The organism is Caulobacter sp. SLTY (assembly GCF_009905535.1).
GTDB lineage: Bacteria > Pseudomonadota > Alphaproteobacteria > Caulobacterales > Caulobacteraceae > Caulobacter.
In genome coordinates, this window is the sequence record NZ_JAAALA010000010.1 from 14,282 (window position 1) to 40,340 (window position 26,059).

Below are 26,059 nucleotides of genomic sequence, written 5' to 3' on the forward strand. Positions count from 1 at the left end.
GGGGAACAGGTCAACTGGCGGGCGGGCCGTTGGCGCGATAGCCTGCCCGCATGAGCGAATTTGATTTCGATGCGGTCGTTGTGGGCGCGGGCGCCGTGGGTCTGGCTTGCGGCTACGCCCTGTCACAGCGAGGCCTGACGGTGGCTGTGCTGGAGAAGGAGGCGGCCATCGGCCAGGGTGTCTCCTCGCGCAATTCCGAGGTGATCCACGGCGGGCTCTACTATCCGACCGGCTCGCTGAAGGCGCGGCTCTGCGTCCAGGGCCGCCGGCTGCTGTACGCCTTCCTCGACAAGCATCATGTCGATTACCGCCGCTGCGGCAAGCTGGTGGTGGCCACCGAGCCCGAGGACGTCGCCCGGCTCGACGCCATCTTTGACCAGGCGACCACGAACGAGGTCGAGGACATGCAGCGCCTGACTGGCGCCGAGGCGCGCGCCCTGGAGCCCGGCCTGCGCTGCGAGGCGGCGCTGCTGTCCCCGCAGAGCGGGGTGTTCGACAGCCACGGCTACATGCTGGCCCTGCAGGGTGAGATCGAGGCGGCCGGTGGGGCGGTGGTCGCTTCCACCCCCTTTGAAGGGGCGACGCCTCTGACCGGTGGCGGATTCCGGGTAAAGGCCGGCGGCGAGGAGGCCACGGAACTGACCTGTCGCCTGCTAGTCACCGCGCCTGGCCTGTCAGCCCAGGGTGTGGCGGGCGCCATCGCGGGCTTCCCGGCGGACCGCATTCCGGCCGGCCACTACGGCAAGGGGGTCTACTTCCGCCTGGCGGCCAAGGCCCCGTTCGAGCGGCTGATCTATCCGCCGCCGATTCCCGGCGCCCTGGGCACCCACTACCGCAAGGATCTCGGCGGGCAGGCGGTGTTCGGCCCCGATCTCGAATTCGTGGCGACCGAGGACTATTCGGTCGACCCGGCCAAGGTCGAGGAGTTCGCCCGCTACATCCGAAAGTTCTGGCCAGACCTGCCGGTGGAGGACCTCGCCCCCGACTACGCCGGGATTCGGCCCAAACTGCATGGACGGGGTGAGCCTCAGCCCGATTTCCAGATCAGGGGCGCGGACGACCACGGCATCGAAGGCCTGGTGGCTTTGTTCGGGATCGAAAGCCCGGGGCTGACCAGTTCATTGGCGATTGGGGAATCGGTGGCCGGCAAGCTCCACCCTCCGTCATCCCGGCCGTAGCTCGGCGAAGCCGGGCGGAGAGCCGGGACCCCGGGGGTGCGTGATCTCGCTATCGAGCGCGGCGTTACGGCTGGTGCGCTGCAACCCCTGGGTCCCGGATCGGCGTTCGGCCGTCCGGGATGACGGGGAGGAGACTTAAGCCTTCGGAACGAGTTTGATCAGCGAACCGCCGTCGGTCAGCACATAGACCGCGCCGTCCGGCCCGACCCGCACGTCGCGGATCCGCTGGCCCAGGTCCTTCAGCAGCCGCTCTTCGCCGACCACCTTCTCGCCTTCCAGGGTCAGGCGAACTAGGTCCTTGTCCTTCATGCCGCCAATGAAGACGCTGCCCTTCCAGGCGGGGAAGAGGTCAGCCTCATAGAAGGCCATGCCGGAGGGGGCGATGACCGGGTCCCAGTAGTAGAGCGGCTGCTCCATGCCGGCCTTCTGGGTCAGGCCCTCGCCGATCGGGCCGCCGCTGTATTCATTGCCGTAGTTGATGGTCGGCCAGCCGTAGTCCTTGCCGCGGCGGGCGACGTTGAGTTCGTCACCGCCGCGGGGGCCGTGCTCGACGGTCCATAGTTCACCGGTCTTCGGATGGATCGCGGCCGACTGGATGTTTCGGTGGCCGTAGGACCAAATGGTCGGCAGGGCGCCGGCGACCGAGGTGAAGGGGTTGTCCTTCGGGACGGCGCCGTCGGGCAGGATACGGATCACCTTGCCGAAAGCGGCGTCCAGCTTCTGGGCCTGCATCCGGCCGGCCATGTCCGAGCGCTCACCGGTAGTGATGAACAGGAAGCCGTCCTTGGAGAAAGCCAGCCGCGAGCCGTAGTGCTTGTCGCCGTTGTAGGTCGGGGTCATCCGCCAGATGACCTTGACGTCCGTCAGCGCGTTTCCGTCCAGCTTGCCGCGCGCCACGGCCGTGCCGTTGCCGTCCGCGCGCGGCTCGGCGAAGCTCCAGTAGATCAGGCCGTCGGGACCGACAACCACGTCCAGCAAACCGCCCTGGCCCTTCGCGTCGACCGCCGGCACGCCGCCGACGGGGTCGCTGAGCTTGCCGTCCTTGCCGACGATACGCAGGGTTCCGCCCTTTTCGGTGACCAGCATCCGGCCGTCGGCCAGGAAGGCCAAGCCCCAGGGGCGTTGCAGCCCCTCGGCCACCGTCACGGTGTCAAAAGCGATGCCGGCGCTCTTGAGCGGGGCGCGGGTCTGGCCGGGGAAGGCGGGCTGGTAGTTGGTGTTGGCGGGCCGGGTCTCCAGCGACGTGCCGGCCGCGGGCGGCGTCTGGGCCTCCGAAGGCTGGCCTCCGCAAGCGGCGAGCACGGCGGCGGCGGCGATCAGGGACAGGCTGCGCATGGAAACTCCTCAGGCGTTACGGCTCGCCGAGCAAAGCAGCGAGGGCGGCTACGGGTTCCGCCCCCTCGAGGTGGATCAGGCTCCACAGGGCGAAGAACAGCAGGGGCCAGCGGCGGGCCTCATGTTGATCCTCGGTAAAGATGGCGCTGACCGCGTCAGGATCAATGGCGGCTGCCACCCCTTCGACGGCCGCGACGCTGACGGCCAAGTCGGCGGCGCGCGGCGCGATCCAGCCGGCAACCGGCACAGTGAAGCCCTGCTTCTTGGCCCAGGGCTCGGCGGCGGGACAGTGACGCTCCAGCCATTTGCGCAGCAGCCATTTGCCGAACCGGCCGCGCAGCTTCATCCGGTCGGGCAGGTTGAAGGCGAACTTCGCGACCTCGGGGTCGAGGAAGGGGGTGCGGCCCTCCAGCCCGTTGGCCATCAGGCAGCGGTCGAGCTTCAACAGCAGGTCGTCGGGCAGCCAGGTGGCGACATCGGCCGCCTGGATGTTCTGCAGCGGGGTGCGGCCGGGCAGGGCGCGCTGGTCGACGGTATCCCGCCAATCGCCGATCCAGGGATAAGGCACGCGCGGCTCGGCCGGCCGGCCGCCCAGCCAGCCAGGGCGCAGGGCGCGGCGATAGCGGCCGTAGCCGCCGAACAGCTCGTCCCCGCCCTCGCCGGTCAGGACGACGGTGAGGTCGCTGCGCGCCGCCTGAGCCAGCTTGTAGGTCGGCAGGATGGCGTAGTCGGCGGTGGGGTCGTCGAGCGCCCAGGCGACCTTGGGGGCGATTGCCCAGAAGTCGGCTTCGGTGAAGGTGGTCTCGCGCCAGTCGAGGTTCAGGGCCTTGGCCACCCGCTCGGCCTGGGCTCGTTCGTCCTTGGCGCCGGGGGCGTCGAAGCCGCAGGTGAAGGCCACCACCGGCCGCTCGTTCAGCCGCGACATGAGGGTGGCGATGGCGGCGCTGTCGATACCGCCGGACAGGAACAGGCCGTAGGGCACGTCCGACCGCTGGTGGACCCGGACGCTGTCTTCCAGCACCGCGTCGAGGCGGTCGAGCAGCTGGGCCTCGTCGCCGGGGGTGACGCCGGCCGGGGGCAGGGCGGGGCGGATGCGTCGTTGCTCGACGAAGTCGCCGACCACCTCGGCGATGGCGCCCGGCTCCAGCCGGTGGGTGTGGCCCAGCAGGGTGGGGCTGAAGGTATAATTCAGGTTCAGGAGCTGGCCGGCCGCGTGCCGGTTCAGAACCGCGGGCCGGTCGACCAGGGCCCGGGGCTCGGAGGCGAAATGCACGCCGGCGCCTTGGGCCAGGCCGCTGCCACCGTCGCGGAAGTAGAGCGGCTTGATCCCGAACGGATCGCGGACCAGCCAGGTGCGCCCGTCGTGGCCGACCAGGCAGAAGGCGTACATCCCGCGCAGCCGGTCGAAGGCCTTCTCGCCCTCCAGCGCGTAGAGGTGCAGCAGGGGTTCGAAGTCGGATCCGGTGGAGAGTTTGTCCTTGAGTCCGAACTCCTCGGCCAGCTCAAGGTAGTTGTAGATCTCGCCGTTGCCGATCACCGTCGAGCCGACGGCGTGCAGCGGCTGCCAGCCGCCTTCCAGGTCGATGATCGACAGGCGCGCATGGCCGATCGACCAGCCCTTGCCGTCCTCGACGCGGATGCCGTTCGGCCCGCGATGGGCGAGGGTCTCGATCAGATTGCGGGCCGAGCCCGGCCCGTTGAGCACGCCGGCGATGCCGCACATTCAGGCCGCCCCATACTGGGCGAAAAGCTCGCGCCACTGGGTCACGACGGCGGTCTTGCTGAACTCCGCCTCGACGCGGGCATGGCCGTTCTGGATCAGGCGGATGCGCTGCATCGGATCGGCCAGCAGGCCGGCGATCCGCTCGGCCAGCGCCGCATCGTCATCGATGGGAACCAGCAGGCCGTCTTCGCCGTCGCGGATCAGGGCGGCCGGCCCTTGGCTGGCGGCGGCCACCACCGGCAGGCCGTGGGCCCAGGCCTGGATGACAACATTGCCCAGTGGCTCATACCGCGAGGGGAAAACACAGACGTCGGCCGCCCGGTAAAGCGCCGAGGCGTCCGATCGCCAGCCCAGGAACCGCACCCGCTCCAGCACACCCAGCGACTGGGCCAGGGCCTTCAACTGATCCTCCAGCGCTCCAGCGCCGGCGATCCACAGGTAGGCCTCGGGCAACGCCTTGAGGGCCTTCAGCGACACGTCGTGGGCCTTGGCCGTGTGCAGCCGGCCCATGCCGAGCAGCAGTGGCGCGTTTTCCGGGGTGCCGAGCTCGGCGCGGGCGATGGGGGTGACCTCCTCGGGCGCGGCGGCGAAGTTCGGGATATGGCGCACCCGGTCCGCCGGCCAGCCCTGGGCGACGACCCAGTCCATGATGTCCTGGGTGTTGGCGACCAGGGCCTCGAAGCCGCGATAGTTCTTCAGCTTGTAGTAGCCGCCCAGCCGCCCGATCCGCGCCCAGGGGCCGGCCGGGGCATGACGCGCCGCCCGGTTCATCCAGGCGACCAGCAGTCTGGCGTCGGCGTTTCGCGCTGTGCCGGCCACGCCGGGCCGGGTGAGGAAGTCCAGCGGGCCGCCGAATCCCAGGGTGCGCACGGGCACCCCAGCCGCCGCCAATGCCTTCTCCCGCCCGGGATTGGCGCGGATGGCGCAGGCCTGTTCCAGCCCGGCGGCGCGCAGGGCGGCGACCAGCTCGACGAAGTAGGTCTCGGCCCCGCCTTCGCCGGCCGACCCCAGAAGATGCAGGACGCTCATCGGGCGCGACCCTAGCCGGACAGAGCCCGTTTCCCAAGACGCTTGATGGGAGGTTTCAACGCCACTATAAGGCCCGCCTCCCTCGGGATGGGCACGGCCTATGGCTGGGTAGCTCAGATGGTTAGAGCGGTGGATTCATAACCCACAGGTCGGCGGTTCGATCCCGCCCCCAGCTACCATCCCGACGTGTTCAGGCGGCCGCCGAGCCGCGCGCCTCCGACGAGTCTTCGGTCGTTCCGTTCAGCACCTTGTCCAGCACGCTCAGCAGCCGCTCGGCTTTGATCGGCTTTTCGACCACGTCGTTCATCCCCGCTTCCAGATAGCCGCGCACGTCCGAGGGATCGGCGTTGGCGGTCAGGGCGACGATGGGGGTCTGGCCGGCGGGGCCGGGCAGGGCGCGGATGGCGCGGGTTGCGGCGACGCCGTCCATGCGCGGCATCTTGATGTCCATCAGGATCAGGTCAAAGCCCCGCATCCGGGCCGCCTCCACGGCTTCGATCCCGTCGACCGCCTGCTCACTGGTGCAGTCGAACATCTCGCACAGGGCCTCGGCGACCATGCGGTTGGTGGCGTTATCATCGACGATAAGAATGTGGGCGGTGGTCGGGATCAGACCGGCTGTCGGGTCGGCGGCCTCGGCCACCGCTTCTGGGGCGACGAGCGAGACCACCACCGTGGCCCCCGCTCCGGGGTTGGCCTCTGCCCGGATCACCCCGTTCATCGCCTTGGCGATGGCCGCGGCGTGGGCCATGCCCAGGCCGATCGACAGGGGCCGATGGCCGGTAAGCGATTCGAAGATGTGCGCCAGTTCGGCCGCCTCGGGCGTTTCGCCGGCGTCGCGGACTCGGGCCTCCAGGATCAGGCCATCGACGGCCGGCCGGGCCGACAGGGTGACCTCGACCGCGCCGCGTCGGGTGGCGCTCAGCGCGCGCTCGACCAGCCCGTCCAGCATTTCGCCCAGCAGCACGGCATCGACCTCAGCGGCCAGCTCCGGCGCGCCGTCGTAAGCGCAGAGCAGGGTGACGCCCGCGTTGGCGGCGCGGTGAATCCAGCGTTCCTGCAGGTCGTCGATCACTTCGCGCAGCACCGTGGGCCGCGGCGTGATCGCGGCCAAACCGGCCTCGGCGGCGTGGACCGCAGCGGCCCGGCCCATCAAGCGGCGAACATCATCAAAGGCGTCACCCAGGGCCTGGGCGCAACTGCGCGCGTCCGAAGGCAGGTTCTGGCGTCCAAGGGCGTCGATGAAGGTGCGGGCGTCATCAAGCTGGCGCATCACGTCGATGGCCAGGGCCTGGGTGACGGCAACGGTATTGTCCCGGCTCTGGCGCGACCGCTTGGCGCGCGCGGCCAGCAGCGTGTGGGCGCCGCCTACCCCCAGATAGCGACCGCCGTCCGTGACCACAAAGCCATAGGCCAGGGCCAGCGGGTTCTCGGCCAGGGTCTCTTCTCGAAACTGAACGGCGTCGGACGCGCCGTCCACCGACAGGAAGGTGGTATCCATCAGCGCGAGGGCGCCGGGCGCACCGCCCGCCGCCTCAAAGGCCTGGCGGCGGACCAGGCCGATCGGCCGCTGGTCGGCATCGACGACTGCCAAGACCAAGGCGTCGGGCTGCTCGGCGAACACCGCGGCCAGGGCGGCCCCATCGGCATTGGCCGACAGGCTCGGGCGGCGTTCGATCAGGTGATCAAGTCGGTCCATGTGGGGCCAAGTCTCTATTGGGATCCCACAATGCACCTGTGCGCTTTCAGACAGGTTAAGCGCGCGAGTGGTTTGTGCCGACCACTGTAGAGCGAAACGCAACCTGTGGGCGGCGCTGAACGGGGCCGACGAAGCCAAGTAACGTTGGTCGGCGAACTCTTGCGGGTGAAGTCGGAATGGTTCGGCCGCGGCGATTCTGAAACTCACGCCGCAAAAGGAAACGGCGGGAACAGAAGTTCCCGCCGCCCAAGTTTGTCGTTGTTTGAACCTGAGGCTTACTGGCCGAAGGTCTTGGTGATCGAGATGCCGAAGGTCTGCGGCTCGGTGAAGAAGGCGTTCCGGAACAGACCCGAGGAGTCATCCGTCAGGTAGGTATCGGTGATCGACTCTTCATCGGTCAGGTTCTTCACGAACAACTCGAAGTACAGGCCGATGTTCTGGTTGCCGACCGTAAGGGTGGCATTGACGTTCTGCCAGCCTTTGATCTTGTCCGGCTCGCTGTTGTAGATCCGCGAGAAGCTGTCGTCCTGGCGGTAGTAGTCGCCGCGCAGGGTCGCGTCCCAACCGCCGAAGTTCCAGGTGTACTGGGCCCCCAGCGAGAAGGTGTACTTCGGCGCGTTCGGCAGTTCCTTGCCTTCCAGGTCGACCGCGATGCCGTCGCCGCCGTTCGGCAGGAGAGCCGGGTTGGAGACCACACCGAGAGCGGCCAGCGGGTTGACCGCCGGGTTGGTGGAGGCAAAGGCGCCGCTGCAGAGACCGAGCAGGGCGTAGGGCGAGACGCCGAAGTTGTTGATGGCGTTGAGCAGCGCCCCGACCCCGGCCGTGCTGGCGACGCAGTTGCTGGCGTTGCTGGCCTTGACCACGGTCAGGGTGGGATCGCCCTGGGTCCGGTTGAACACGTCGATCGACTCGCCGTCGGTGATTTCCGAGTCGAGCAGGCCGATGTTCATGTTGATGCGGAAGTTGTCGATCGGCTCCCAGATGGTCTCAAACTCGAGGCCTTGGATCTTGGCGTCGATGTTCTCGTTGACCGACTGGCGGTTGGTGATCTTCGAGACCTGGTAGCCGATGTAGTCGTAGCGGAAGTAGGTGGCGTTCAGCACCATCCGGCCGTCGAACAGGGTGTTCTTGGAGCCCAGTTCCCAGGCGTCCACGAATTCCGGATCGAAGGTCGGAGCAGCGCAGGCGACGCCCACGGCGCACGGCGGGTTCACGCCGCCCGCCTTGTAGCCCCGCGAGTAGAACAGGTAGAGCAGGTTGTTGTCGGTCGGCTTCCAGTCGGCGCCCAGGCGGCCGGTGACTTCCTTGAAGTCGGCCTCCAGGACCGGCGGAACGCCGGCGACGGTGCTGTCGCTGCCCGGGGTGGCCGGGGTGTTGCCGGCCAGCAGGGCCGTGGTGCGGGCCTGCTGCAGCTTGCGGTCATGGGTATAGCGGATGCCGCCGGTGATCTTGACGCTGTCGAGAACCTGCCAATAGACCTCACCGAAGGCCGCGCGGGACTTCAGGTGATAGTCGCCGGTGCTGTCGAAGTAGTTCCGGCCGCTGCCCGAGGGGGACGGCGACGGATCGATGAAGATACAGCCGGCGGTCGTGGCCGAGCAGTTCGGGTTACCGGTGACCAGGGCGTTGGCGATCTGGGCCTGGCCGGTCAGGGTGTTGCCGAACACATAGTAGTGGCCGTCGGTGGTCTTCAGGTCGAGGTAGATGGCCCCGATGTTGAAGTTGAACGGTCCGTCGAAGTTCGAGGCCAGCCGCAGCTCCTGCGACCATTGCTCAGCGTCGCCGCCGGAAATGTCGAAGGTGGTGAAGCTGTTGCGGGCGCCGACCTGCGGGTCGTTGACCACGCCGCCGGGGAAGAGGCTGGCGTACAGGCCATTGTAGATCGCCGTCGGCACCTGCTGGGCCGCCGGGCTGGAGCTGCACACCGGGGTGAAGTTGTTGCAGGACCCGGCCACCGTATTGAAGGTGTTGATCGGGGTGACGCGGTTGTAGTCCTGCTTCGTGAACAGGTAATTCTTGCTGTAGTTGGTCAGCGAGATCACCGACAGTTCATCGGTGATGTCCCAGGTGGCGCCGAACTGGATGATGTCTGTTTCGACCTGATAGACCGGATCGACCGCCGACTCGATATTGCGGATGTCCTTGTTCTGCATCTTGCCGGCGAAAGCGTCGCCGGTGATGAGGCCCGACAGGTTGCCGAGCAGGCCGCCCAGGGTGCCTTGCGAGTTGGGGGTGCCCAGGACGTTCGCCGAGTACAGCGAGGTCGGCAGACAGCCTTGGCTCAGCAGGCCGCGGGCAGCGGTGGCGCGGGCCGGGTCGGCGGAGTAGCCGAAACCGCCGACGGTGGCCGGACCCGGATCCTTGGTGCAGTACTGCTTGCCGATCCGCGAGCGCTTGTCGTCTTCCTCGAAGTGATCCCACAGGAAGTAGGTGCGGAATTCGTCGACCGGCTCAAAGGAGACCGTCAGGCGGGTGTTCCACAGGTCGCGGTCGTCGATTTCGTTACCGGTCACCAGGTTGGTGCCGTAGCCGCCACGTTGGAACACGTTGCCGGCCAGGCGGACGGCGATGGTGTCACCGATCGGCACGTTGATCATGCCGCGCAGCTTGTAGGATTCGTAGTTGCCGACCTCGGCCTTGATCATCGCCTCGAAGCTGTCGATCGGCTTGGCGGAAATCACGTTGACCACGCCGCCGGTGGCGTTACGGCCGTAGAGGGTGCCCTGCGGGCCACGCAGCACTTCGACCCGCTCCAGGTCGAAGAACTCCGATTCGAACAGGTTGTTGGCGGTCAGCGGGGCGTTGTTCAGGTGGATGCCGGTGCCGGCGTCGCCCGAACCGGCCACCAGCTTGGAGCCGATACCGCGGATCTGGAAGTTGTAGCCGGTGAAGTTCCCCTTGGAGAAGTTCACGTTCGGGATGGCCAGGACGAGGTTCGGGCCGCCGTCGATCTTCTGCTTTTCCAGGGTTTCCTGGTTGAAGGCCGACACCGCGATCGGCACATCCTGGATGGCTTCTTCGCGCTTCTGCGCCGTGATGATCAGCTCACCGACGGTCGTGCCGCTGGGGGCCTCTTCCTGAGCGAAGGCCGGCGCGGCGACGGCCATGATGGCAAACGCGGACGCGCTGACAGCGAGCGCCTTCCGCAGGCGCAGAGATGTGTACATTCTAACCCTCCCCGAGCGCCGCCGGCCTGACAGGGGGCCGTATCGCGGACGCCGTGTGTTTCCTCAAATGTCGCGTCTTTTGTTATGCCGTCGGGGACGCACGACACTCCCCCGCAGCTTCCATCGATTGCATACGCGCGTTTGGAATGTGTCAATGCTCGAGGCCAGGTGAACGGCGATAGGTTACGGCTTTTCACATAACTGTGGCCCAATAAACGCGCCGGTTTTGCGCTGTCGGGCGACTTCCTCCATCCACAGGAGAAATGACGTGGCGGAAGCTTCCGCAACGACAGGCCGCGCGAGGGCGCCGGGCCGCTCGCAGCCGTGAATCACTTCGCAGCCGGTCGCGAAGACTGCGCGGCCGACTTGGCGTGGTCTTGCCGGGCGGGTTCGTGTAGAGGAACGGCCCGCCGGCTCCAACTCCGATCCCGTCATGTCAGCCTCCCTCTCCGACCGCCTCGCCAGGCGTCCGTCCCGCAAGGCCGGAGCCGTGAGCTATGCCGTCAAGGAGATCTTCCTGACCCTGCAGGGCGAGGGTGGTCAGGCCGGTCGCGCCGCCGTCTTCTGTCGTTTCGCCGGCTGCAATCTCTGGTCCGGACGCGAAAAGGACCGGGCTGACGCGGTCTGCACCTTCTGCGACACCGACTTCGTGGGTGTCGATGGCCCGGGCGGCGGCCGGTTCGCCGGCCCGGAGGCCCTGGCCGCCGCTGTCGAGGCGGCCTGGGCGGGCGGGGCGGAGCAGCGGCTGGTCGTCTGCACCGGCGGCGAGCCGTTGATGCAACTCGATCCGCCGCTGATCGAGGCCCTGCATGCGCGAGGCTTCATGATTGCGGTGGAAACCAACGGCAGCCTCGCGGCCCCGCCCGGCATCGACTGGATCTGCGTCAGCCCCAAGGCCGACGCGCCGGTGGTCCAGACCTTCGGCCAGGAGCTCAAGCTGGTCTGGCCCCAGGCCGGGGTCGATCCGGCCCGTTTCGAGGGGCTCGATTTCGAGCGCTTCTTTCTGCAGCCGATGGACGGTCCGGACCGCGAGGCGGCCACCGCCGCCTGCATCGCCTATTGCCTTTCCCACCCCAGGTGGCGTTTAAGCGTCCAAACCCACAAATACCTCGGCATCGCCTGAGGCTCTTCGCCTCGGCCAGCCCTTTTCGCACCCATGACCACGCCCCAGTTCGAGATCACGAAGGCCGCCACCTTCGACGCCGCCCACCATTTCCCCAATGGTCCGCAAGGCAGCCCCTACACGCGCCTGCACGGCCATAGCTTCCGCGTCGAGGCCACCGTGCGCGGCCAGATCAGCGGCCCGATGGGCTGGGTGGCGGATCTGGGCGAGCTGGACAGCGAACTGCGCGCCGTGGCGGCCGAACTCGACCACGGCCTGCTGAACGACAAGCCGGGGCTCGAGACCCCGACCCTGGAACACCTCTGCCTCTATTTCGCGGCCGCCCTGAAGCCGCGCTTCCCAGGCCTCTGCCGGGTGGTGATCTCGCGCCCGACCATCAACGAGAGCTGCGCCCTTTCCGTCTGACGGGCGTCAGATGGCCTTCGCCTCGTCGCTCGCCCGGCGCCACGGCCCCGAGAAATGCGGATCGATCTTTCGTCGCCGGTCTGGGCCGAAATAGTCTTCGGTGCGGATGAACGAGCGAGGAAACTCGACCACCTGGGTGATCCGGTCGATGACGCCCCGCGCGGTCACCGGCTTGGCCAGGAATTCGGTCACCCCGGCGTCGCGGGCCTCGCGCACCCGCTTCTGGGTGGAATGGCCGGTGATCATCACCACCGGGCACATCTGGTTGGGGCTGTCGGGAGAGTTGCGCAGCAGGCGGACGAAGTCGATGCCGTCCAGCGGCTCCATGGCCAAGTCGGTCATCACGATGTCGATGGCGTGCTGCCGCATGATGGTCAGAGCCTCAGCGCCGTCCGATGCCTCGTAGACCCCGCCGACCCCGATGGCGCGCAGGATTTCGCCGATCAGCACCCGCATATGGTGGTTGTCGTCCACCAGCAGGATCTTCAGCAGCTCAAACCGCACGGGTGGCCCCATCGCCTTGAATAACAGCGTCTTGCGTACGGCATATGGGGCTAAACCATTGTCGGTCAACGGAAAAAAGCCCCCCGCATCGCGGGGGGCTCGCAACTAAACGCCGGGAGAGAATCTAAAGTGAATCAACCAAAACGAGTTCTGCGTCCGTCAGCGCCCTGACGGTCAGCACCGCCTCATCCTTCGCCGCCGCCCCGTCCCGGTCCGAGAGGGTGACGCCATTGACCTCCACCTGTCCGACCGCGCTGACCAGATAGGCGTGACGACCGGGGCCCAGGTCATAGGTGGTCGTCTCGCCTGCCTTGAGCGTGGCGCCTAGCACCCGGGCCTCGGCCCGGATCGGCAGGGCGTCCTCATCGCCCGCGATGCCGCTGGCCAGGGCCACGAACTTTCCGGACCGGTCGGCCTTGGGGAAGGGCTTGGCGCCCCAGCTGGGTTCGCCGCCGCGGGTGCGCGGCTGGATCCAAAGCTGGAAGATCCGGGTGGTCTCGTCTTCGAGATTGTACTCGGCGTGACGCACGCCGGACCCGGCGCTCATCACCTGCACGTCGCCGGCGCCTGTGCGGCCGGTGTTGCCCAGACTGTCCTGGTGGGTGATCGCCCCGCTGCGAACGTAGGTGATGATCTCCATGTCCGCGTGGGGATGCGGCGGGAAGCCCGACTTGGGGGCGATCTCATCGTCATTCCACACCCGCAGGTCGCCCCAGCCCATGCGAGTCGGCTCGTACCAGTTGGCGAAGGAGAAGTGGTGGCGGGCATTGAGCCAGCCGTGGTCGGCATGGCCGAGCTGCGCGAAAGGGCGGCGTTCGATCATGGTTCAGGTTCCAATCTGGCGGGTTGTTGCGCCATCGAGGGAATAGATAGGAGGCCGATTTTCAAGTGCAACACCTGCTGTGTCAGATCGCGTGGCGCGCCGCGATCGCCCCTGCCAGCTCGGCGATCCGGGCCCGCAGTTCAGGCGGCGAGATCACCTCCACGTCGAGGCCGAAGCGTAGCAGCTCGCCGGCCGCGAAATCGATCCCTTCGATGGCCAGCTCCACCGTTCCGTCAGACAGGGTGGTCAGGGCGCCGCCTTCCCGTTGCAACCTCGCCTGCGCCTCCGGACTGGCGCGCAGCCGGGCCACGCCCTGGATCAGCCCGGCCGCATAGGCTTGCTGGGCCTCCGCCCAATGGGCGGCGAGGTCAAAGCCCTTGGGCCGTTCGAAGGTCTCCTCGACGGGCGCGACGTCCAGAAACTGCGAGACTCTGTAGGTCCGGATCTCGCCCCGCGAGCCGGCGACCAAGTACCAGACCCCTGCCTTGAGAACGACGCCGAGCGGCTCCAGCACCAGCGCCACCGGCCGCCGCGGGCCATAGCGGGCCGAGACCCGCCGGTCGGCCATCGCCGCCTCCGCAAGGGTCCGCAGGGCCGGGCTGTCGTCGGCGTCCTTGAACCATCCGACCGGGTCCAGGTGGATCCGCGCCTGCGCCCGCCGCGCCGCCTCGCCCGGCCCGTCTGACAGGGCGGTCAGCACCTTCATCTGTGCGTCGGCCGCCGCCTCGCCCAGCCCCAGCTGCGCCGCCGGCCCCGGCAGTCCGGCCAGGATCAGGGTCTGAGCCTCCGCCGCATTCAGCCCCGTCAGCCGGGTGCGATAGCCGTCGAGCAGGGCGAACCCGCCCCCTGGCCCCCTGTCTGCATAGACCGGTACGCCGGCGGCGCTCAGCTGGTCGACGTCGCGATACACCGTGCGCACCGAGACCTCGAAGATCTCGGCCAGCGCCTGGGCCGTCATTCGCCCCCGGGTCTGGAGCAGCATCAACAGGGTCAGGAGGCGGCTCGAGCGCATTTTTCGAGCCTAGCCGAGATTAGCTGACATTGGGTGTCAGCTTGCTCGGGCAAAGACGCATTCACCGCATTGGAGGAGCTTCGAATGACCCGGCCACGAACCGCTGGTCGATCTGGTGGCTCGACGCCCGCTACCCCAACATCGAGCCGCCTGTGCACGGCGGCTTTCAGGATGGCGTCGGAACCTTCATCGGCGCGGATGTTTTCGACGGTCGTCCCATCCTCGTCCGTTTCACCTGGTCGAAGATCACCTCCACCACGGCCCACTGGTCCCAGGCCATCTCGCCCGACAACGGCCGGACCTGGGAGGTGAACTGGAACATGGAGTTCGAGCGCGTCACCTGACCGCAACCCTTGGAAGCCTGGGCGGTTCTGTGGTCCAAGGACCGCCCATGACCGACGCCCAGACCTCCGATGCCTTGATCGTCGCCTGCCCCGTCGACAGCGCCCTCAACCGCGTTCCTCGCGGTCGCCTCGCCGCCGAGCCCAGGTGCGGGACCTGCAAGTCCCTTCTGTTCACCGGCAAGCCCATGGTCCTCACGGCCGACAACTTCGACCGTCACGCGACCCGTTCGGACCTGCCCCTGCTGATCGACTTCTGGGCTGCCTGGTGCGGCCCTTGCCAGGCCATGGCCCCGGCCTTCGCCACCGCCGCCGGCAAACTGGAGCCGGCCGTCCGCCTCGGCAAAATCGACACCGAGGCCCAACAGACCCTCGCCGCCCGCTACAAGATCCGCTCGATCCCCTGCCTGGTCCTGATCCACAAGGGCCGCGAGATCGCCCGCCATGCCGGCGCCATGCCGGCCGACGCGATCATCGCCTGGACGCGCCAGAACCTGCCCTAAGCCACCGCTACCTCCGCCAGGTCCCCATCGTCCGCGATGCGGGCGATCTCCGCGACCAGCGCGCCCGGCGAGATCGGCTTGGCGACCACCCCGCTGCAGCCGCAAGTGCGATAAGCCGCCAGCTGGGCCGGCATCACGTTGGCGGTCGTAGCGACGATCGGGATCTGCCCGCGAACGCCCTCCATGGCGCGAATGCGGCGGGTGGCTTCCATGCCGTCCATGACCGGCATCTGGATGTCCATGAAGATCAGGTCGAACGGCGCGCGCTCCACGGCGGCCACGCCCTCGGCGCCGTTCTCGGCGGTCTCGACGCTGGCGCCCAACTGGCCGAGCAGGCCGGTGGCGACCAGGCGGTTGGTCGGGTTGTCCTCGACCACCAGGACCCGAAGGCCCTCAAGCCAGCGGCCCTCGGTCGCCGCCTCACCGGCCACCGCCTCCAGCGGCGACGCGGTCTGTCCCGCCGCGGCCTGCTTCGTGGCCGGGGCGGCCACCTCCAGCCAGAAGGTGGAGCCGACGCCCTGAGCGCTGCGGAAGCCGACCGAGCCATCCATCAGGGCGGCCAGGTGGCGGGTGATGGTCAAGCCCAGACCCCCGCCGCCGAACTTGCGGGTGGCGCTGTTGTCGGCCTGGCGGAAGTGTTCGAACAGCTCGGCCTGAGCGGCAGGGGCGATGCCGACGCCGGTGTCGGCCACCTCCAGGCACAAACGCTGGGCCGGGCCCGCGCCCAGTGCGTTCAGGCGCACCCGCACATGGCCCTGCTGGGTGAATTTCACCGCATTACCGACCAGGTGCAGGAACATTTGGCGCAGGCGGCCAGGATCCACAGTCGCCGGGGCGATGGTCCTATCGCAAGCCACCTCCAGCGCCACGCCCTTGGCCTCGGCCTGAGGCTGCAGCAGCTCGACTACCATGGCCAGCTGCACGCCCGGATCGACGGCCTCGCGGGCCAGCACCAGACGGCCCGACTCCAGGTCGGCATAGTCGATGATGTCGTTGAGCAGGGCCGACAGATTGGCCCCCGAACTGAGCGCCTGCTGGATCAGCTGCGTCCGCACGCTCGGCGAGGGCTCGGCCTTCAACAGGTGCAGCACCCCCAGAACTCCGTTCATCGGGGTGCGGATCTCATGGCTCATGTTGGTCAGGAACTGGCTCTTGGCGTCGATGGCCGCCCGCGCCGCCGCCTGGTCGCGCAGCGCCGCGTCTCGGGCCTGGACCAGTTCGGTGACGTCCTGGGCGATGCCGAGGATCTCCCAGCGGCCCGAGTCGCGGGGTCGCACGCCCTGCCAGGCGACCCGCAGGTGTCGCCAGCCGTCGCGGCCCGCCCGCACCCGATACTCATGGCGGCAGGGCTCGCCCGTCTCCACCGACCGTCGCCAGGTGGCCTCCAGCTCGGCGACATCCTGGCGGTGGACGGTCTGGCGCATCCGCGACGCATCGATCCGGTGTTCGGCCCGCGCCTGGCCGCCGGGGCGATTGAAGTCGGGATTGACCTCGTAGTGGTCCCGGTCCGGGTCGAACCGCCAGACGGTGACCCCCGCCGAATTGCGCAGCATCTGGCTGACCCGCCGGGCTTCCCGCGCGTCCGCCTCGGCCCGCCGCTCCTCGGTCAGGTCTCGGATGATGGCCAGGATCCAGCCCTCCTCGCCCAGCACCACATGGCTGCGCACCCACAGCCAGTCGCCGGCCTTGGTGGCCAGCCGGTGCTCGGCCACCGTCCGCTCGCCCAGAGTCAGTGCGGCGACGGCGTTGCGGGCCGCCTGCTCGTCCTCGGGGTGGAAGAAGGACCAGAACGGCTTGCCGTAGGCCTCGGCCGGACTCCAGCCGGTTAATTTCCTCCAGCGCTTGTTGGCGTTGTAGACGTGGTCGCCCTGGAGGGTGACGAAGGTGTCCAGGCTGTTCTCGAAGAACCAGCCGATCGCCTTCAAGGCGCCGGTCGGGATGCTGGCTTCGGTCTGCTGATTGGCCATCTCGCCAACTCCCGGAAGTCTCCCCAAAGTGAGGCTAAGCGGGCGAGGGTAAACCAATCGTCTGCGACGGACGGTCGCAGAGGAATTTATCCAACCTGGGCGCGATGTCTAAGGAAGGCGTCAGCCAGGACGCAGGCGACCATGGCCTCGACCACCGGCACGGCGCGGACGCCGACGCAGGGGTCATGGCGGCCCTTGGTGCGCAGTTCGACTTCCTCGCCTGCCTCGTTGAGGGTGCGACGAGGGGTGAGGATGGAAGAGGTCGGCTTGAAGGCGACGCGGGCGATCACCGGCTGGCCGGTGCTGATGCCGCCCAGCACGCCGCCGGCGTGGTTGCTCAGGAAGTTCGGCCCATTGTTGCCGGCCCGCATCTCGTCGGCGTTCTCTTCGCCGGACAAGGCGGCGGCGGCGAACCCTGCCCCGATCTCCACCCCCTTGGCGGCATTGATCGACATCAGGGCGGCGGCCAGTTCGGCGTCCAGCTTGCCATAGAGCGGCGCCCCCCAGCCGGCCGGAACCCCCTCCGCCTCGACCTCGACGATGGCTCCGGTGGAGGAGCCGGCCTTGCGCACCTCGTCCAGGTAGCCGTCCCATTTTTTGGCCGTCTGGGCGTCCGGCGACCAGAAGGTGTTCTGGCGGGTCTGCTCCCAGTCCCAGGCGCTCCGGTCGATGGCGTGCGGCCCGACCTGCACCAGGGCGCCGCGCACCGTCACGCCGGAAATCACCTTGCGGGCGACAGCGCCGGCGGCGACGCGGGCGGCGGTCTCCCGGGCGCTGCTGCGACCCCCGCCGCGATAGTCTCGCCGGCCATACTTGGCGATGTAGGCGTAGTCGGCGTGACCTGGCCGGAAGGCATGGGCGATCTCGCCGTAGTCCTTGGACCGCTGGTCCTCGTTCTCGATCATCAGCGAGATCGGCGTGCCGGTGGTGAAGCCCTCGAAGACGCCTGAGAGGATGCGCACGGTGTCGCTTTCGCGCCGTTGGGTGACGTGCTTGCTGGTGCCCGGCTTGCGCAGGTCCAGGAAGGTCTGGATGTCGGCCTCGGTCAGCTCGATCCCGGGCGGGCAGCCGTCGACCACGCAGCCGAGCGCCGGCCCATGGCTTTCACCCCAGGTGGTGACGCGGAACAGGTGGCCGAAGGTGTTGTGCGACATGTCGGATCGGTCTTAGCGGACAACGCCCGGCTTACAAGGCCGCCCAGGCCGCCGTGAAGGCGCGCAGTCGACTGCGCGCGCCGCTTTCAGCCCCCGCTGATGGCCGCAGCCGCACAATGAAGTCGCCGACCGAATGCGGTCCCCTCGCCGGCAGCCCGGCCCCGCTCAGCCGCACCAGCCCGCGCCGCAGGGCCCTGCGGTCGATCCAGACGGCGCGCGGCCCGGCCGGCGTCTCGACCGGCAACCGGCCGCCCCATGGGGCGTCGCTCGGCAGGTCGGCGGTCAACCACAGATCGTCGCCGCGCAGCGTCAGCCCCTCGGCTCCGCGCACCGCCACCGTCAGCAGCGCATCACCGGCCCGCACCCGATCACCGTCCCGCAGGCCAGCCGGCAGGCTGACCGCGATCTTCCGGCCATCGGCCAGCCGCGCCATCGCCTCGCCGCCGAAGGCCGCCAGGGCGGGGCTGATCTCCAGGACCTCGGTGGCGACCGCCGGCCGGGGCGCCGGTGCGGGCGGGGAAGGGGAGGGCGCGGTTTTCAGAACCTCATAGGCCTCGACCACCTCGCGCAGCCTGGCCGCATCGCCGCCCGCTCGGTCGGGGTGGGTGGCCTTCACCGCACGGCGGAAGGCAGCGCGCGTCGCCGCCTCGTCCGCCGGCCCGCGCAGGCCCAGCACCACCCGCGCGCGGCGGGGGTCCATTGTCTTCGTCGCCACCATCTCGGCCTCTGTTCTGGGGCCCCGTTCTTGTTGCGCTCAGCCTGGACCGCACAGAGTCAATTCGAAGTTAAGCCTGTGGCGGGCCATGACGTGGCGCTGTGGCGGCGCTACATAGCGTCCATGTCCGATGACACCCTGATCCCCGCCTCGCCCAGCGAGGATGACTACGTCACCCAGGTGACCACGGCCGAGCCGCTGCCCCTGCTGCCGGAGGCCGACCCGATCGCGCTGTTCGAGACCTGGCTGAAGGCGGCGGTCGAATCGGAGCCCAACGACGCCAACGCCATGACCGTGGCCACCGTCGACGCCGACGGCCTTCCCGATGCGCGGATGGTGCTGCTCAAGGACGTCGGGCCCGACGGCTTCACCTTCTACACCAACCTGGAAAGCGCCAAAGGCCGCGAGCTGGCCGCCAACCCCCGCGCCGCCCTGCTGTTCCACTGGAAGTCCCTGCGACGCCAGGTGCGGGTGCGGGGCGCCGTGGAGCGGGTCTCCGACGCCGAGGCCGACGCCTATTTCGCCACCCGCGCCCGCCACAGCCAGCTTGGCGCCTGGGCCTCCGACCAGTCGCGGCCGCTGACCGACCGTTTCGCCCTGGAAAAGCGGGTGGCCGAGGCCGGCCTGCGGTTCGGCCTGGGCAAGGTGGCTCGGCCCCCGCACTGGTCCGGCTTTCGCGTGCGGCCCCAATCGATCGAGTTCTGGCGCGACCGGCCGTTCCGCCTGCACGAGCGGCTGGTGTTCACGCGCGCCGCCCAGGGCTGGACCACCTCGCGGCTGTTTCCTTAGGCCGCGTACCGCGCCAGGAAGGTCTCGACCGCCTCCTCGCCGATGGTGTCCACGGGCCGCTGCGGCTGGGTCTCGTCGCCGGCCATCAGGCCCATGGTCAGGGTCGGGTGTTCCAGCATGCCCAGGAGTTGACCGGCCGCCGAGGCCGGGTCATCGACCTTCAGCAGCCCGTCGTCGGCCAGTTCCTTGATCAGCGCCAGCGCCACCCCGCCGATCTCCTGGCGGGACCGAGCCTGGAAGCGGTCGGCCAGTTCGGCGAACCGCCGCCGCTCGGCGGTCACCAGCCGGAACAGCGAGCGCGACAGCGGCTCGCAATAGAACCGCCCCAGCGCCACCGCGAACTGGGTCAGCCGCGCCCGCGCGTCCCCATGGTCCCGCGTCGAGCGCAGGTCGGCGGTCAGGCCCGTCACCGCCTCGTCGACCACCGCCGCGAACAGGTCGGCCTTGCTTGGGAAATGGGCGTACAGGGTGGCGGTCGAGACGGCCGCTGACCGCGCCACCATCTCCATGCCGGCCCCGGCATAGCCCTCGTTCAGAAATATCTCGCGACCGGAATCCAGGATGTCACGGCGCTTGCGCGCGGTCCGCGTCTCCCCCTCACGCTCCCCCATACGTCCCTCATGTCCCCCGCAGCGGTTCCGCTGGTGCGCCCCCCGACGCACGCTGACAGAACAATGATTCATACCCTGTATGGGTTGCGCGGAAGGCCTGCAAGGGATCGGCAAGGGACGTCGCGAGTTTGGCTGTGTTATGGACCCGGGATGACCGAACCGTCCGCAGACTCCGTCGCCGAAGCCTTGCAGGAAGCCGAGATCGCCGCGTGGTTGGGCGACCGGGCCGACCGGGTCATCGAGACCAGCTGCGCGCGTGTCTATCTGACCGGGGACCTGGCGCTGAAGATCAAGCGGCCGGTCAACTTCGGCTTCCTCAACTATGAGACCGCCGCCCTGCGCCATTGGGCGCTGGAGCGGGAACTGGCCTTCAACCGCGCCGCCGCGCCGGACATCTATCGCCGGGTGGGGGCCATCACCCGCGCGGCCGGCGGCGGGCTGGAGCTCGACGGGGCCGGAGAGCGAGTCGAATCGGTGCTGGAGATGCGCCGTTTCGACGAGACTGCCGTGCTGGCCGAACAGCCCTATGCGGTCGATGGCGAACTGGCCGAACAGCTGGGCCGCGCGGTGGCCCGCTTCCATGCCGAAGCGCCGGTCAGCGAGGGGACCGAGCCTGGCGGGGGGATGAGCTACACCATCCGCTCCAACGCCAATCTGCTGCAGGACCTGGCGCCCAAGCTCGGTCGCGAGCCGGTTGAGGCCCTGATCGCCGCCACCGACGCCGAGCGGGCCCGCCTTGAGGCCCTGCTCGCGGGACGACGCGAGGCCGGCTGGGTGCGCCGCTGCCATGGCGACCTGCATCTCGGCAACATCCTGCTTGAGGGCGGACGGCCGATCCTCTTCGACTGCATCGAGTTCAACGACGTGCTGTCGGAGATCGACGTCCTCTACGACGTGGCCTTCCTGTTGATGGACCTGGATTTCCGCCGTCGGCGCGACGCTGCTGTCCGCGTGCTGTCGGCCTGGCTCGACGAAGGCGCCCGGCTGTTGCCCGAAGGCCTGTGGCCGGGCCTCGAAGCCCTGCCGCTGGCCCTTTCCGTCCGCGCCGGCGTACGATGCCACGTCCAGGCCCACGGCGGCGACCTCGACGCCAGCCGCGCCTACCTGGCCGCCGCCCTGGCCCACCTGGAGCCGGTCCGGCCGGTCCTCGCGGCGGTCGGCGGCCTCTCCGGTTCCGGCAAGTCGACCTTCGCCCGCATCGCCGCCCCGGGTCTGGGCGCCTCGCCCGGCGCGGTGATCCTGCGCAGCGATGAGATCCGCAAGCGCCTGTGGAGCGCGGCCCCCCTCGACCGCCTGCCAACCGAGGCCTATGCCCCCGAGGTCAGCCCCCGCGTCTACGGCCGGATGTTCGACGAGGCATCCGCCTGCCTCGCCGCCGGACGCGCCGTGATCCTCGACGCCGTCTTCATGAAGCCGGAGGAACGCGCCGCCGCCGCCGATGTCGCCCGCCGCGCCGGAGTTCCCTTCGAAGGTCTTTGGCTGGAGGCTCCCGCCGGCCTCCTCCACCAGCGCATCGCCGCACGGGCCGGAGACGCCTCGGACGCCGACAGCGCGGTCCTGGACACCCAACTGACCCGCGATCTCGGCGACATGACCTGGCGCAGGGTGGACAGCGACGGGGCCTTCGAGCCGGCCGCCGAGGCTTTGGTCAATTCGTTCAGTTAGATTTCAAACAGCCGGACAATCGTTTTCATCGGACGGTCAGCAGGCAGACAGGCAGATCCATGTCGGAAGACACAGACGAATTCGTATTCGACGAGGCGACCGGGGAATGGGTCCAGGCCGGCGCGCTGACGGCCGGCCCGGCGCAGTCAGCGGCCGTGGTTGTCCGCGATTCCGTGGGAAATCCTCTCGCGGACGGGGATGCGGTGACCCTGATCAAGGATCTCAAGGTCAAGGGTGCCGGACAGACGCTCAAGCGCGGGACGGTTATCCGATCAATCCGGCTGACCGGCGACGAGCAGGAGATCGACTGCCGCTACGAGGGCATCAAGGGGCTCGTCCTGCGCGCCGAGTTCGTCAGGAAGCTCTGACCGGGATCGCCGATTGACGGCCGCCGCGCCTCAGGCAATCTGGGGCCGGGGCGTTTGTCGGGTTTCTCATATGCATCTGTCACGGCGCGCGGCGCTCGCGGGATTGGGCGCTGTCGGCCTTTCGCTGGCGGCCGCCCCGGCGTTCGCCCAGGACGAGGCCAGGTCCGGCTGGGCCGGCGTCAGCCTGACCGTCACCGACGGCGCGGCCCATATCGCTGACCTGGACCCGCTCGGCCCCGCGGCGCGCGCTGGCCTGCGCGCCGGCGATCTTGTCCTCGGCTGGAGTGGTGGAGCGCTTTCCGCCCTGCCGGCCGCCCTCAGCGGCCCGCCGGGCGAACGCCTCGACCTGACCGTGGCCCGAGGCGACCGGCGGCGCACCGTGCGTCTTGTGCTTGAAGCGATGGAAATCGCTCGCCCGTAGGCGGCGCCCGTTTGCACTGCGGCATTCCGCCCGTTAGCGTGCTCTCCTTAAGGAAACACACTTTCGGGGATGAAGCGTATGCGCGGCCTGATGCAGGACTCGGCCCTTACGGTCGACAAGATCCTGGACCACGCGAAGAACTGGCATGGCGACCGCGAGGTGGTCACCCGCTCGGTCGAGGGACCGATTGTTCGCACCACCTATGCCCAGATCCACACCCGCGCCAAGAAGGTCTCCAACCTGCTGCTGCAGCTGGGCGTGACGCTTGGTGACCGGGTCGCCACGCTGGCCTGGAACACCGCTCGTCACATGGAAGCCTGGTACGGCATCATGGGCATCGGCGCGATCTGCCACACCCTCAATCCGCGCCTGCATCCCGAACAGATCGCCTGGATCATCAACCACGCCGAAGACAAGGTCATCTTCGTCGACCTGACCTTCGTGCCGATCCTGGAGGCCATCCTCGCCCACTGCCCGAGCGTCGAGCATGTGGTGGTCATGACCGACCAGGCCCATATGCCGGGCTTCAAGATCAACGGCGTGCCGACCATGAAGTGGAGCGGCGCCCACTGCTACGAAACCGCTATCGGCGGCCAGTCGGACCAGTGCGCTTGGGGCGGCTTCGACGAGAATACCGCCTGCGGCCTCTGCTACACCTCGGGCACCACGGGCGACCCCAAGGGCGTGCTGTACAGCCACCGCTCCAACGTGATCCACGCCCTGGTCGGGCTGCAGCGGGACGTGCTGGGCATGTCGGCGGTCGACACCGTGCTGCCGGTGGTGCCGATGTTCCACGCCAACGCCTGGGGCACGGCCTTCGCCTGCCCGGCGGTCGGGGCCAAGCTGGTCATGCCCGGCTCCAAGATGGACGGCGCCTCGATCTACGAACTGCTCGACAGCGAGGAGGTGACCTTCTCCGCCGCCGTGCCGACCGTCTGGCAGATGCTGCTGGCCGAACTCGATTCCAAGCAGCTGAAGCTGCCGCACCTGGGCAAGGTGGTGATCGGCGGCTCGGCCTGTCCCGAAAGCATCATCCGCGGCTTCAAGGAGCGCTACGACGTCGATGTCCTTCACGCCTGGGGCATGACCGAAACCTCGCCATTGGGCACCCTCGGCTCGCCGAACGCCCGCGTCGCCAAGCTCAGCTACGACGAACAGATGCCCTACAAGCTCAAGCAGGGCCGGCCCCCCTACGGCATCGAGATGAAGCTGACCGACGATGCCGGCAATCGCCTGCCGCACGACGGCAAGACCTTCGGCCATCTGATGGTCAAGGGGCCGTTCGTGGTCGGCGAGTACTTCAAGGGCGCCGGCGGCGAGATCCTCGACAGCGAAGGCTTCTTCGACACCGGGGACGTGGCCACCATTGACCCCGAAGGCTTCATGCAGATCACCGACCGGGCCAAGGACGTCATCAAGTCCGGCGGCGAGTGGATCAGCACGATCGACATCGAGAACATCACCATGGGCCACCCCAAGGTGGCCAACGCGGCGGTGATCGGCATTCTGCATCCCAAGTGGGACGAACGGCCGCTGCTGATCGTCCAGCTGAAGCCGGGCGAGACGGCGACCAAGGAGGAGTTCATCGACTACCTCCAGGGCAAGATCGCCAAATGGTGGATGCCCGACGACGTCGCCTTCGTGGACGAGATCCCGCTCGGCGCCACCGGCAAGATCGACAAGAAGGTGCTGCGGACGCGGTTCGCCGACTACAGGCTGCCCGAGGTTCCGATTGCAGCGGCAATGGCTGCCGCCGCTACCGCGACTCCGGTCGCTCTTCGCGCCGAGGCCGACCCGGTGCTTCACGCGCCCGAGCCGATCAATACGGTGGAGGCCGCCGACCCTTTCGTTCCGGCGGCGGCCGCGACTGACGCAGACGATCATTCGGCGGGTTCGCTGGGCGACCATATCGCACCCGCCGAAAACACCCTGCCGGCCACGGAAGCCGGTCAGACCGAGTCGGCCGTAGCCGACGCGCCCGAGAACCGCATCGAGACCGTGGTCGGACCCCAGCTTGCAGAGGCGGCCGATCCGGAACCGGTCCAGCCCCGCCCGGCCTTCGTGCCACCGGAAGCGGTCGCCACACTGACGGCCGAACCGGTGTCACAGCCGGCGTCCTCGCCTGAAGTCGCGCCCGAGCCCAAGTCTGCGCCGCTGGCCGAGGCTCTGATCGCCGGTGCCGCCGCCGCCGCGGCCGGCAAGGTGGTCGCCGACTTCGTCAAGGCGCCGGAAGCCAAGCCGGTCGATGCCCGGCCGGCCGACGCCCCGAGCCCGGCGGCGCCCGGGACCTCGCCCGACGAGATCCCGGAGTCCGATCTGCCGCTGACCTGGTCCCCCGGCGGCGCGGCCGAGCCGCCGCGCACCGAGCACATCAGCCACAAGCCTCGCAAGGATGAGGACGAGGTTCCCGACGCCCTGCCCGGCATGCCGGACATGACGCCGTTGGGCGCCGCCACCCTGGCCGGTGGAGCGGTCGCCGCCGCGGCCGCGGTGACTGCCCCGAAGTCGGGCGGACAAGACCTGGCCTTCCCGAGCCTGAAGGCTGCGGAGCCGGCCAGCCGTGATCCTGACGAGGAGCCGCTCAGCTTCACTCCCGTCCGCACCGACGCCCGCGCCGCCGAAAAGTCGCGCTTCCGCACCGGCGACGGCAGCGAACTGGCCTTCAGCCCGGTCCCGGCCGGTGGCCGCAAGGCGGACAAACCCAAGGGCGGCGCCGCCGACCACTTCCTGACCCTGGCCGTGATGGCCGCCCTGGCCCCGGCTCTGGTCGTCGGCGCCGGCGCCGTCGGCATGCGTTTTGGCATCTTGGACTGGCGCGAGGGCTTCCAGTCGGTGTTCCATACCGGCCCGACGCCCGCCCTCGGCTGGGCGCCGGCCGTGGCTCTGGTCAGTGTGGTGATCGCCCTGATCGGCCTCTTGGTCGCGGCTTTCGGCGGCTGGGGCCGTCACTGGAAGAAGGCGATGCTGGCCCTGGCCCTGTCGGTGGCCACGGTCGGCGGCTTCCTCGGCCTCAGCTACTGGGCCGGCCAGTCGCCTCGCATCCACGACGTGGCCACCGACTGGTCACAGCCCCTGCTGTTTACGGCCAACACCATGTCGGCGCGTGGCCCGGACGCCAACCTGGTCGAGCCCGGCCCGGTTGCCCCGCTCGACGCGGGCGCCTTCGCCGGCCGGCCGATCGCCGAGATCAACCAGGAAACCTGCCCCGGCGCCCGCCCGGCCATGACCACCCTGTCGCCGGAAAAAGCCTTTGCGGCGGTCAAGGCCGCCATGCTGGCCCAGGGTGTCGCCCTGGTCGTCGATGACCCGGCTACCGGCCGCCTCGAGGGGGCCGCCACCAGCCCGATCTACGGCTTCAAGGACGATGTCGTCGCCCGGGTCCAGCCACAGGGCATCGGATCGCGCGTGGACTTCCGCTCGATCAGCCGCGTCGGCGACGGGGATGGGGGCGCGAACTGCCGGCGGGTGGGGAACCTGACCGCCGCGGTAGGGGCGGCGTCCTAGAGCGCGTTCCGATTGGTGGGAAC

At 68.8% G+C, this 26,059-nt stretch carries 22 protein-coding genes and 1 tRNA gene; 11 read left to right on the forward strand and 12 right to left on the reverse strand.

Translation table 11 applies throughout. From position 1 onward, the window contains the following. Positions 1-50: 50 nt before the first annotated feature. On the forward strand, positions 51-1,178 hold the full coding sequence (locus GVN21_RS07595) for an NAD(P)/FAD-dependent oxidoreductase (RefSeq protein WP_166574126.1): 1,128 nt from the start codon (positions 51-53) through the stop codon (positions 1,176-1,178). A 135-nt stretch (positions 1,179-1,313) separates the two neighbouring features. Here GVN21_RS07595 and GVN21_RS07600 read toward each other — a convergent pair whose 3' ends face one another. The 3 genes from GVN21_RS07600 to GVN21_RS07610 are packed head-to-tail and all read right to left on the reverse strand — an operon-like array spanning position 1,314 to position 5,265. Then, positions 1,314-2,513, reverse strand: a complete 1,200-nt coding sequence (locus GVN21_RS07600; RefSeq protein WP_166574127.1) for a PQQ-dependent sugar dehydrogenase — start codon at positions 2,511-2,513, stop codon at positions 1,314-1,316. Between the two features lie 16 nt (positions 2,514-2,529). Next, on the reverse strand, positions 2,530-4,236 hold the full coding sequence (asnB, locus tag GVN21_RS07605; protein ID WP_166574128.1) for an asparagine synthase (glutamine-hydrolyzing): 1,707 nt from the start codon (positions 4,234-4,236) through the stop codon (positions 2,530-2,532). Beyond that, on the reverse strand, positions 4,237-5,265 hold the full coding sequence (locus GVN21_RS07610) for a glycosyltransferase (protein WP_166574129.1): 1,029 nt from the start codon (positions 5,263-5,265) through the stop codon (positions 4,237-4,239). 102 nt (positions 5,266-5,367) lie between these two features. On the opposite strand from GVN21_RS07610, the gene GVN21_RS07615 reads away from it, so the two are divergent. Continuing rightward, positions 5,368-5,444 (forward strand) — tRNA-Met (locus tag GVN21_RS07615). Positions 5,445-5,455: 11 nt separating this feature from the next. On the opposite strand, the gene GVN21_RS07620 is transcribed toward GVN21_RS07615, so the two are convergent. Both GVN21_RS07620 and GVN21_RS07625 read right to left on the reverse strand, forming a co-directional pair. Beyond that, positions 5,456-6,964 carry a response regulator gene (locus GVN21_RS07620; RefSeq protein WP_240902803.1) on the reverse strand — a complete coding sequence of 503 codons (1,509 nt, stop codon included), beginning with the start codon at positions 6,962-6,964 and terminating at the stop codon, positions 5,456-5,458. Between the two features lie 275 nt (positions 6,965-7,239). Further along, a complete protein-coding gene (locus tag GVN21_RS07625) occupies positions 7,240-10,131 on the reverse strand; it encodes a TonB-dependent receptor (protein ID WP_166574130.1) in 2,892 nt (963 codons plus the stop codon). Positions 10,132-10,621: 490 nt separating this feature from the next. Here GVN21_RS07625 and queE point away from each other — a divergent pair, with 490 nt between their 5' ends. Then, positions 10,622-11,254: a 7-carboxy-7-deazaguanine synthase gene (gene queE, locus GVN21_RS07630; protein ID WP_166574131.1), complete on the forward strand. Its 633-nt coding sequence runs from the start codon at positions 10,622-10,624 to the stop codon at positions 11,252-11,254. A gap of 33 nt (positions 11,255-11,287) precedes the next feature. Further along, on the forward strand, positions 11,288-11,659 hold the full coding sequence (locus tag GVN21_RS07635) for a 6-carboxytetrahydropterin synthase (protein WP_166574132.1): 372 nt from the start codon (positions 11,288-11,290) through the stop codon (positions 11,657-11,659). 6 nt (positions 11,660-11,665) lie between these two features. Here GVN21_RS07635 and GVN21_RS07640 read toward each other — a convergent pair whose 3' ends face one another. The 3 genes from GVN21_RS07640 to GVN21_RS07650 all read right to left on the reverse strand — a co-directional run bounded on the left by GVN21_RS07640 (position 11,666) and on the right by GVN21_RS07650 (position 13,998). Further along, a complete protein-coding gene (locus tag GVN21_RS07640) occupies positions 11,666-12,163 on the reverse strand; it encodes a response regulator (protein ID WP_166574133.1) in 498 nt (165 codons plus the stop codon). A 124-nt stretch (positions 12,164-12,287) separates the two neighbouring features. Beyond that, positions 12,288-12,986, reverse strand: coding sequence for a pirin family protein (locus tag GVN21_RS07645; RefSeq protein WP_166574134.1), 699 nt, complete (start codon positions 12,984-12,986; stop codon positions 12,288-12,290). 82 nt (positions 12,987-13,068) lie between these two features. Then, positions 13,069-13,998, reverse strand: coding sequence for a WYL domain-containing protein (locus GVN21_RS07650; RefSeq protein ID WP_166574135.1), 930 nt, complete (start codon positions 13,996-13,998; stop codon positions 13,069-13,071). 41 nt (positions 13,999-14,039) lie between these two features. On the opposite strand from GVN21_RS07650, the gene GVN21_RS07655 reads away from it, so the two are divergent. Both GVN21_RS07655 and trxC read left to right on the forward strand, forming a co-directional pair. Next, positions 14,040-14,342 carry a hypothetical protein gene (locus tag GVN21_RS07655; protein WP_166574136.1) on the forward strand — a complete coding sequence of 101 codons (303 nt, stop codon included), beginning with the start codon at positions 14,040-14,042 and terminating at the stop codon, positions 14,340-14,342. Positions 14,343-14,389: 47 nt separating this feature from the next. Beyond that, positions 14,390-14,842, forward strand: a complete 453-nt coding sequence (trxC, locus tag GVN21_RS07660; protein WP_166574137.1) for a thioredoxin TrxC — start codon at positions 14,390-14,392, stop codon at positions 14,840-14,842. Here trxC and GVN21_RS07665 read toward each other — a convergent pair. The 3 genes from GVN21_RS07665 to GVN21_RS07675 form a co-directional block, all read right to left on the reverse strand. Further along, complete coding sequence (locus tag GVN21_RS07665) at positions 14,839-16,809, reverse strand: ATP-binding protein (RefSeq protein WP_166574138.1); 1,971 nt, start codon at positions 16,807-16,809, stop codon at positions 14,839-14,841. The genes trxC and GVN21_RS07665 overlap by 4 nt on opposite strands. Positions 16,810-16,895: 86 nt before the next feature. Beyond that, complete coding sequence (aroC, locus tag GVN21_RS07670) at positions 16,896-17,963, reverse strand: chorismate synthase (RefSeq protein WP_166574139.1); 1,068 nt, start codon at positions 17,961-17,963, stop codon at positions 16,896-16,898. Positions 17,964-17,994: 31 nt separating this feature from the next. Next, positions 17,995-18,663 carry a DnaJ C-terminal domain-containing protein gene (locus GVN21_RS07675; protein ID WP_240902804.1) on the reverse strand — a complete coding sequence of 223 codons (669 nt, stop codon included), beginning with the start codon at positions 18,661-18,663 and terminating at the stop codon, positions 17,995-17,997. 138 nt (positions 18,664-18,801) lie between these two features. Here GVN21_RS07675 and pdxH point away from each other — a divergent pair, with 138 nt between their 5' ends. Further along, complete coding sequence (gene pdxH, locus GVN21_RS07680; RefSeq protein WP_166574141.1) at positions 18,802-19,467, forward strand: pyridoxamine 5'-phosphate oxidase; 666 nt, start codon at positions 18,802-18,804, stop codon at positions 19,465-19,467. Here pdxH and GVN21_RS07685 read toward each other — a convergent pair. Continuing rightward, positions 19,464-20,078: a TetR/AcrR family transcriptional regulator gene (locus GVN21_RS07685; RefSeq protein WP_166574142.1), complete on the reverse strand. Its 615-nt coding sequence runs from the start codon at positions 20,076-20,078 to the stop codon at positions 19,464-19,466. The genes pdxH and GVN21_RS07685 overlap by 4 nt on opposite strands. 150 nt (positions 20,079-20,228) lie before the next feature. On the opposite strand from GVN21_RS07685, the gene GVN21_RS07690 reads away from it, so the two are divergent. The 4 genes from GVN21_RS07690 to GVN21_RS07705 all read left to right on the forward strand — a co-directional run bounded on the left by GVN21_RS07690 (position 20,229) and on the right by GVN21_RS07705 (position 26,036). Then, the gene (locus GVN21_RS07690) at positions 20,229-21,743 is read left to right on the forward strand and encodes a bifunctional aminoglycoside phosphotransferase/ATP-binding protein (protein ID WP_166574143.1); all 1,515 of its coding nucleotides are present in this window, start codon (positions 20,229-20,231) and stop codon (positions 21,741-21,743) included. A 155-nt stretch (positions 21,744-21,898) separates the two neighbouring features. Next, positions 21,899-22,111 carry an alkylphosphonate utilization protein gene (locus GVN21_RS07695; RefSeq protein ID WP_346764229.1) on the forward strand — a complete coding sequence of 71 codons (213 nt, stop codon included), beginning with the start codon at positions 21,899-21,901 and terminating at the stop codon, positions 22,109-22,111. A gap of 70 nt (positions 22,112-22,181) precedes the next feature. Continuing rightward, positions 22,182-22,532 carry a PDZ domain-containing protein gene (locus GVN21_RS07700; RefSeq protein ID WP_166574145.1) on the forward strand — a complete coding sequence of 117 codons (351 nt, stop codon included), beginning with the start codon at positions 22,182-22,184 and terminating at the stop codon, positions 22,530-22,532. Between the two features lie 78 nt (positions 22,533-22,610). Beyond that, entirely contained in the window at positions 22,611-26,036 is a 3,426-nt protein-coding gene (locus tag GVN21_RS07705; RefSeq protein WP_240902809.1) for a long-chain-fatty-acid--CoA ligase, read from the forward strand. Positions 26,037-26,059 lie beyond the last annotated feature (23 nt).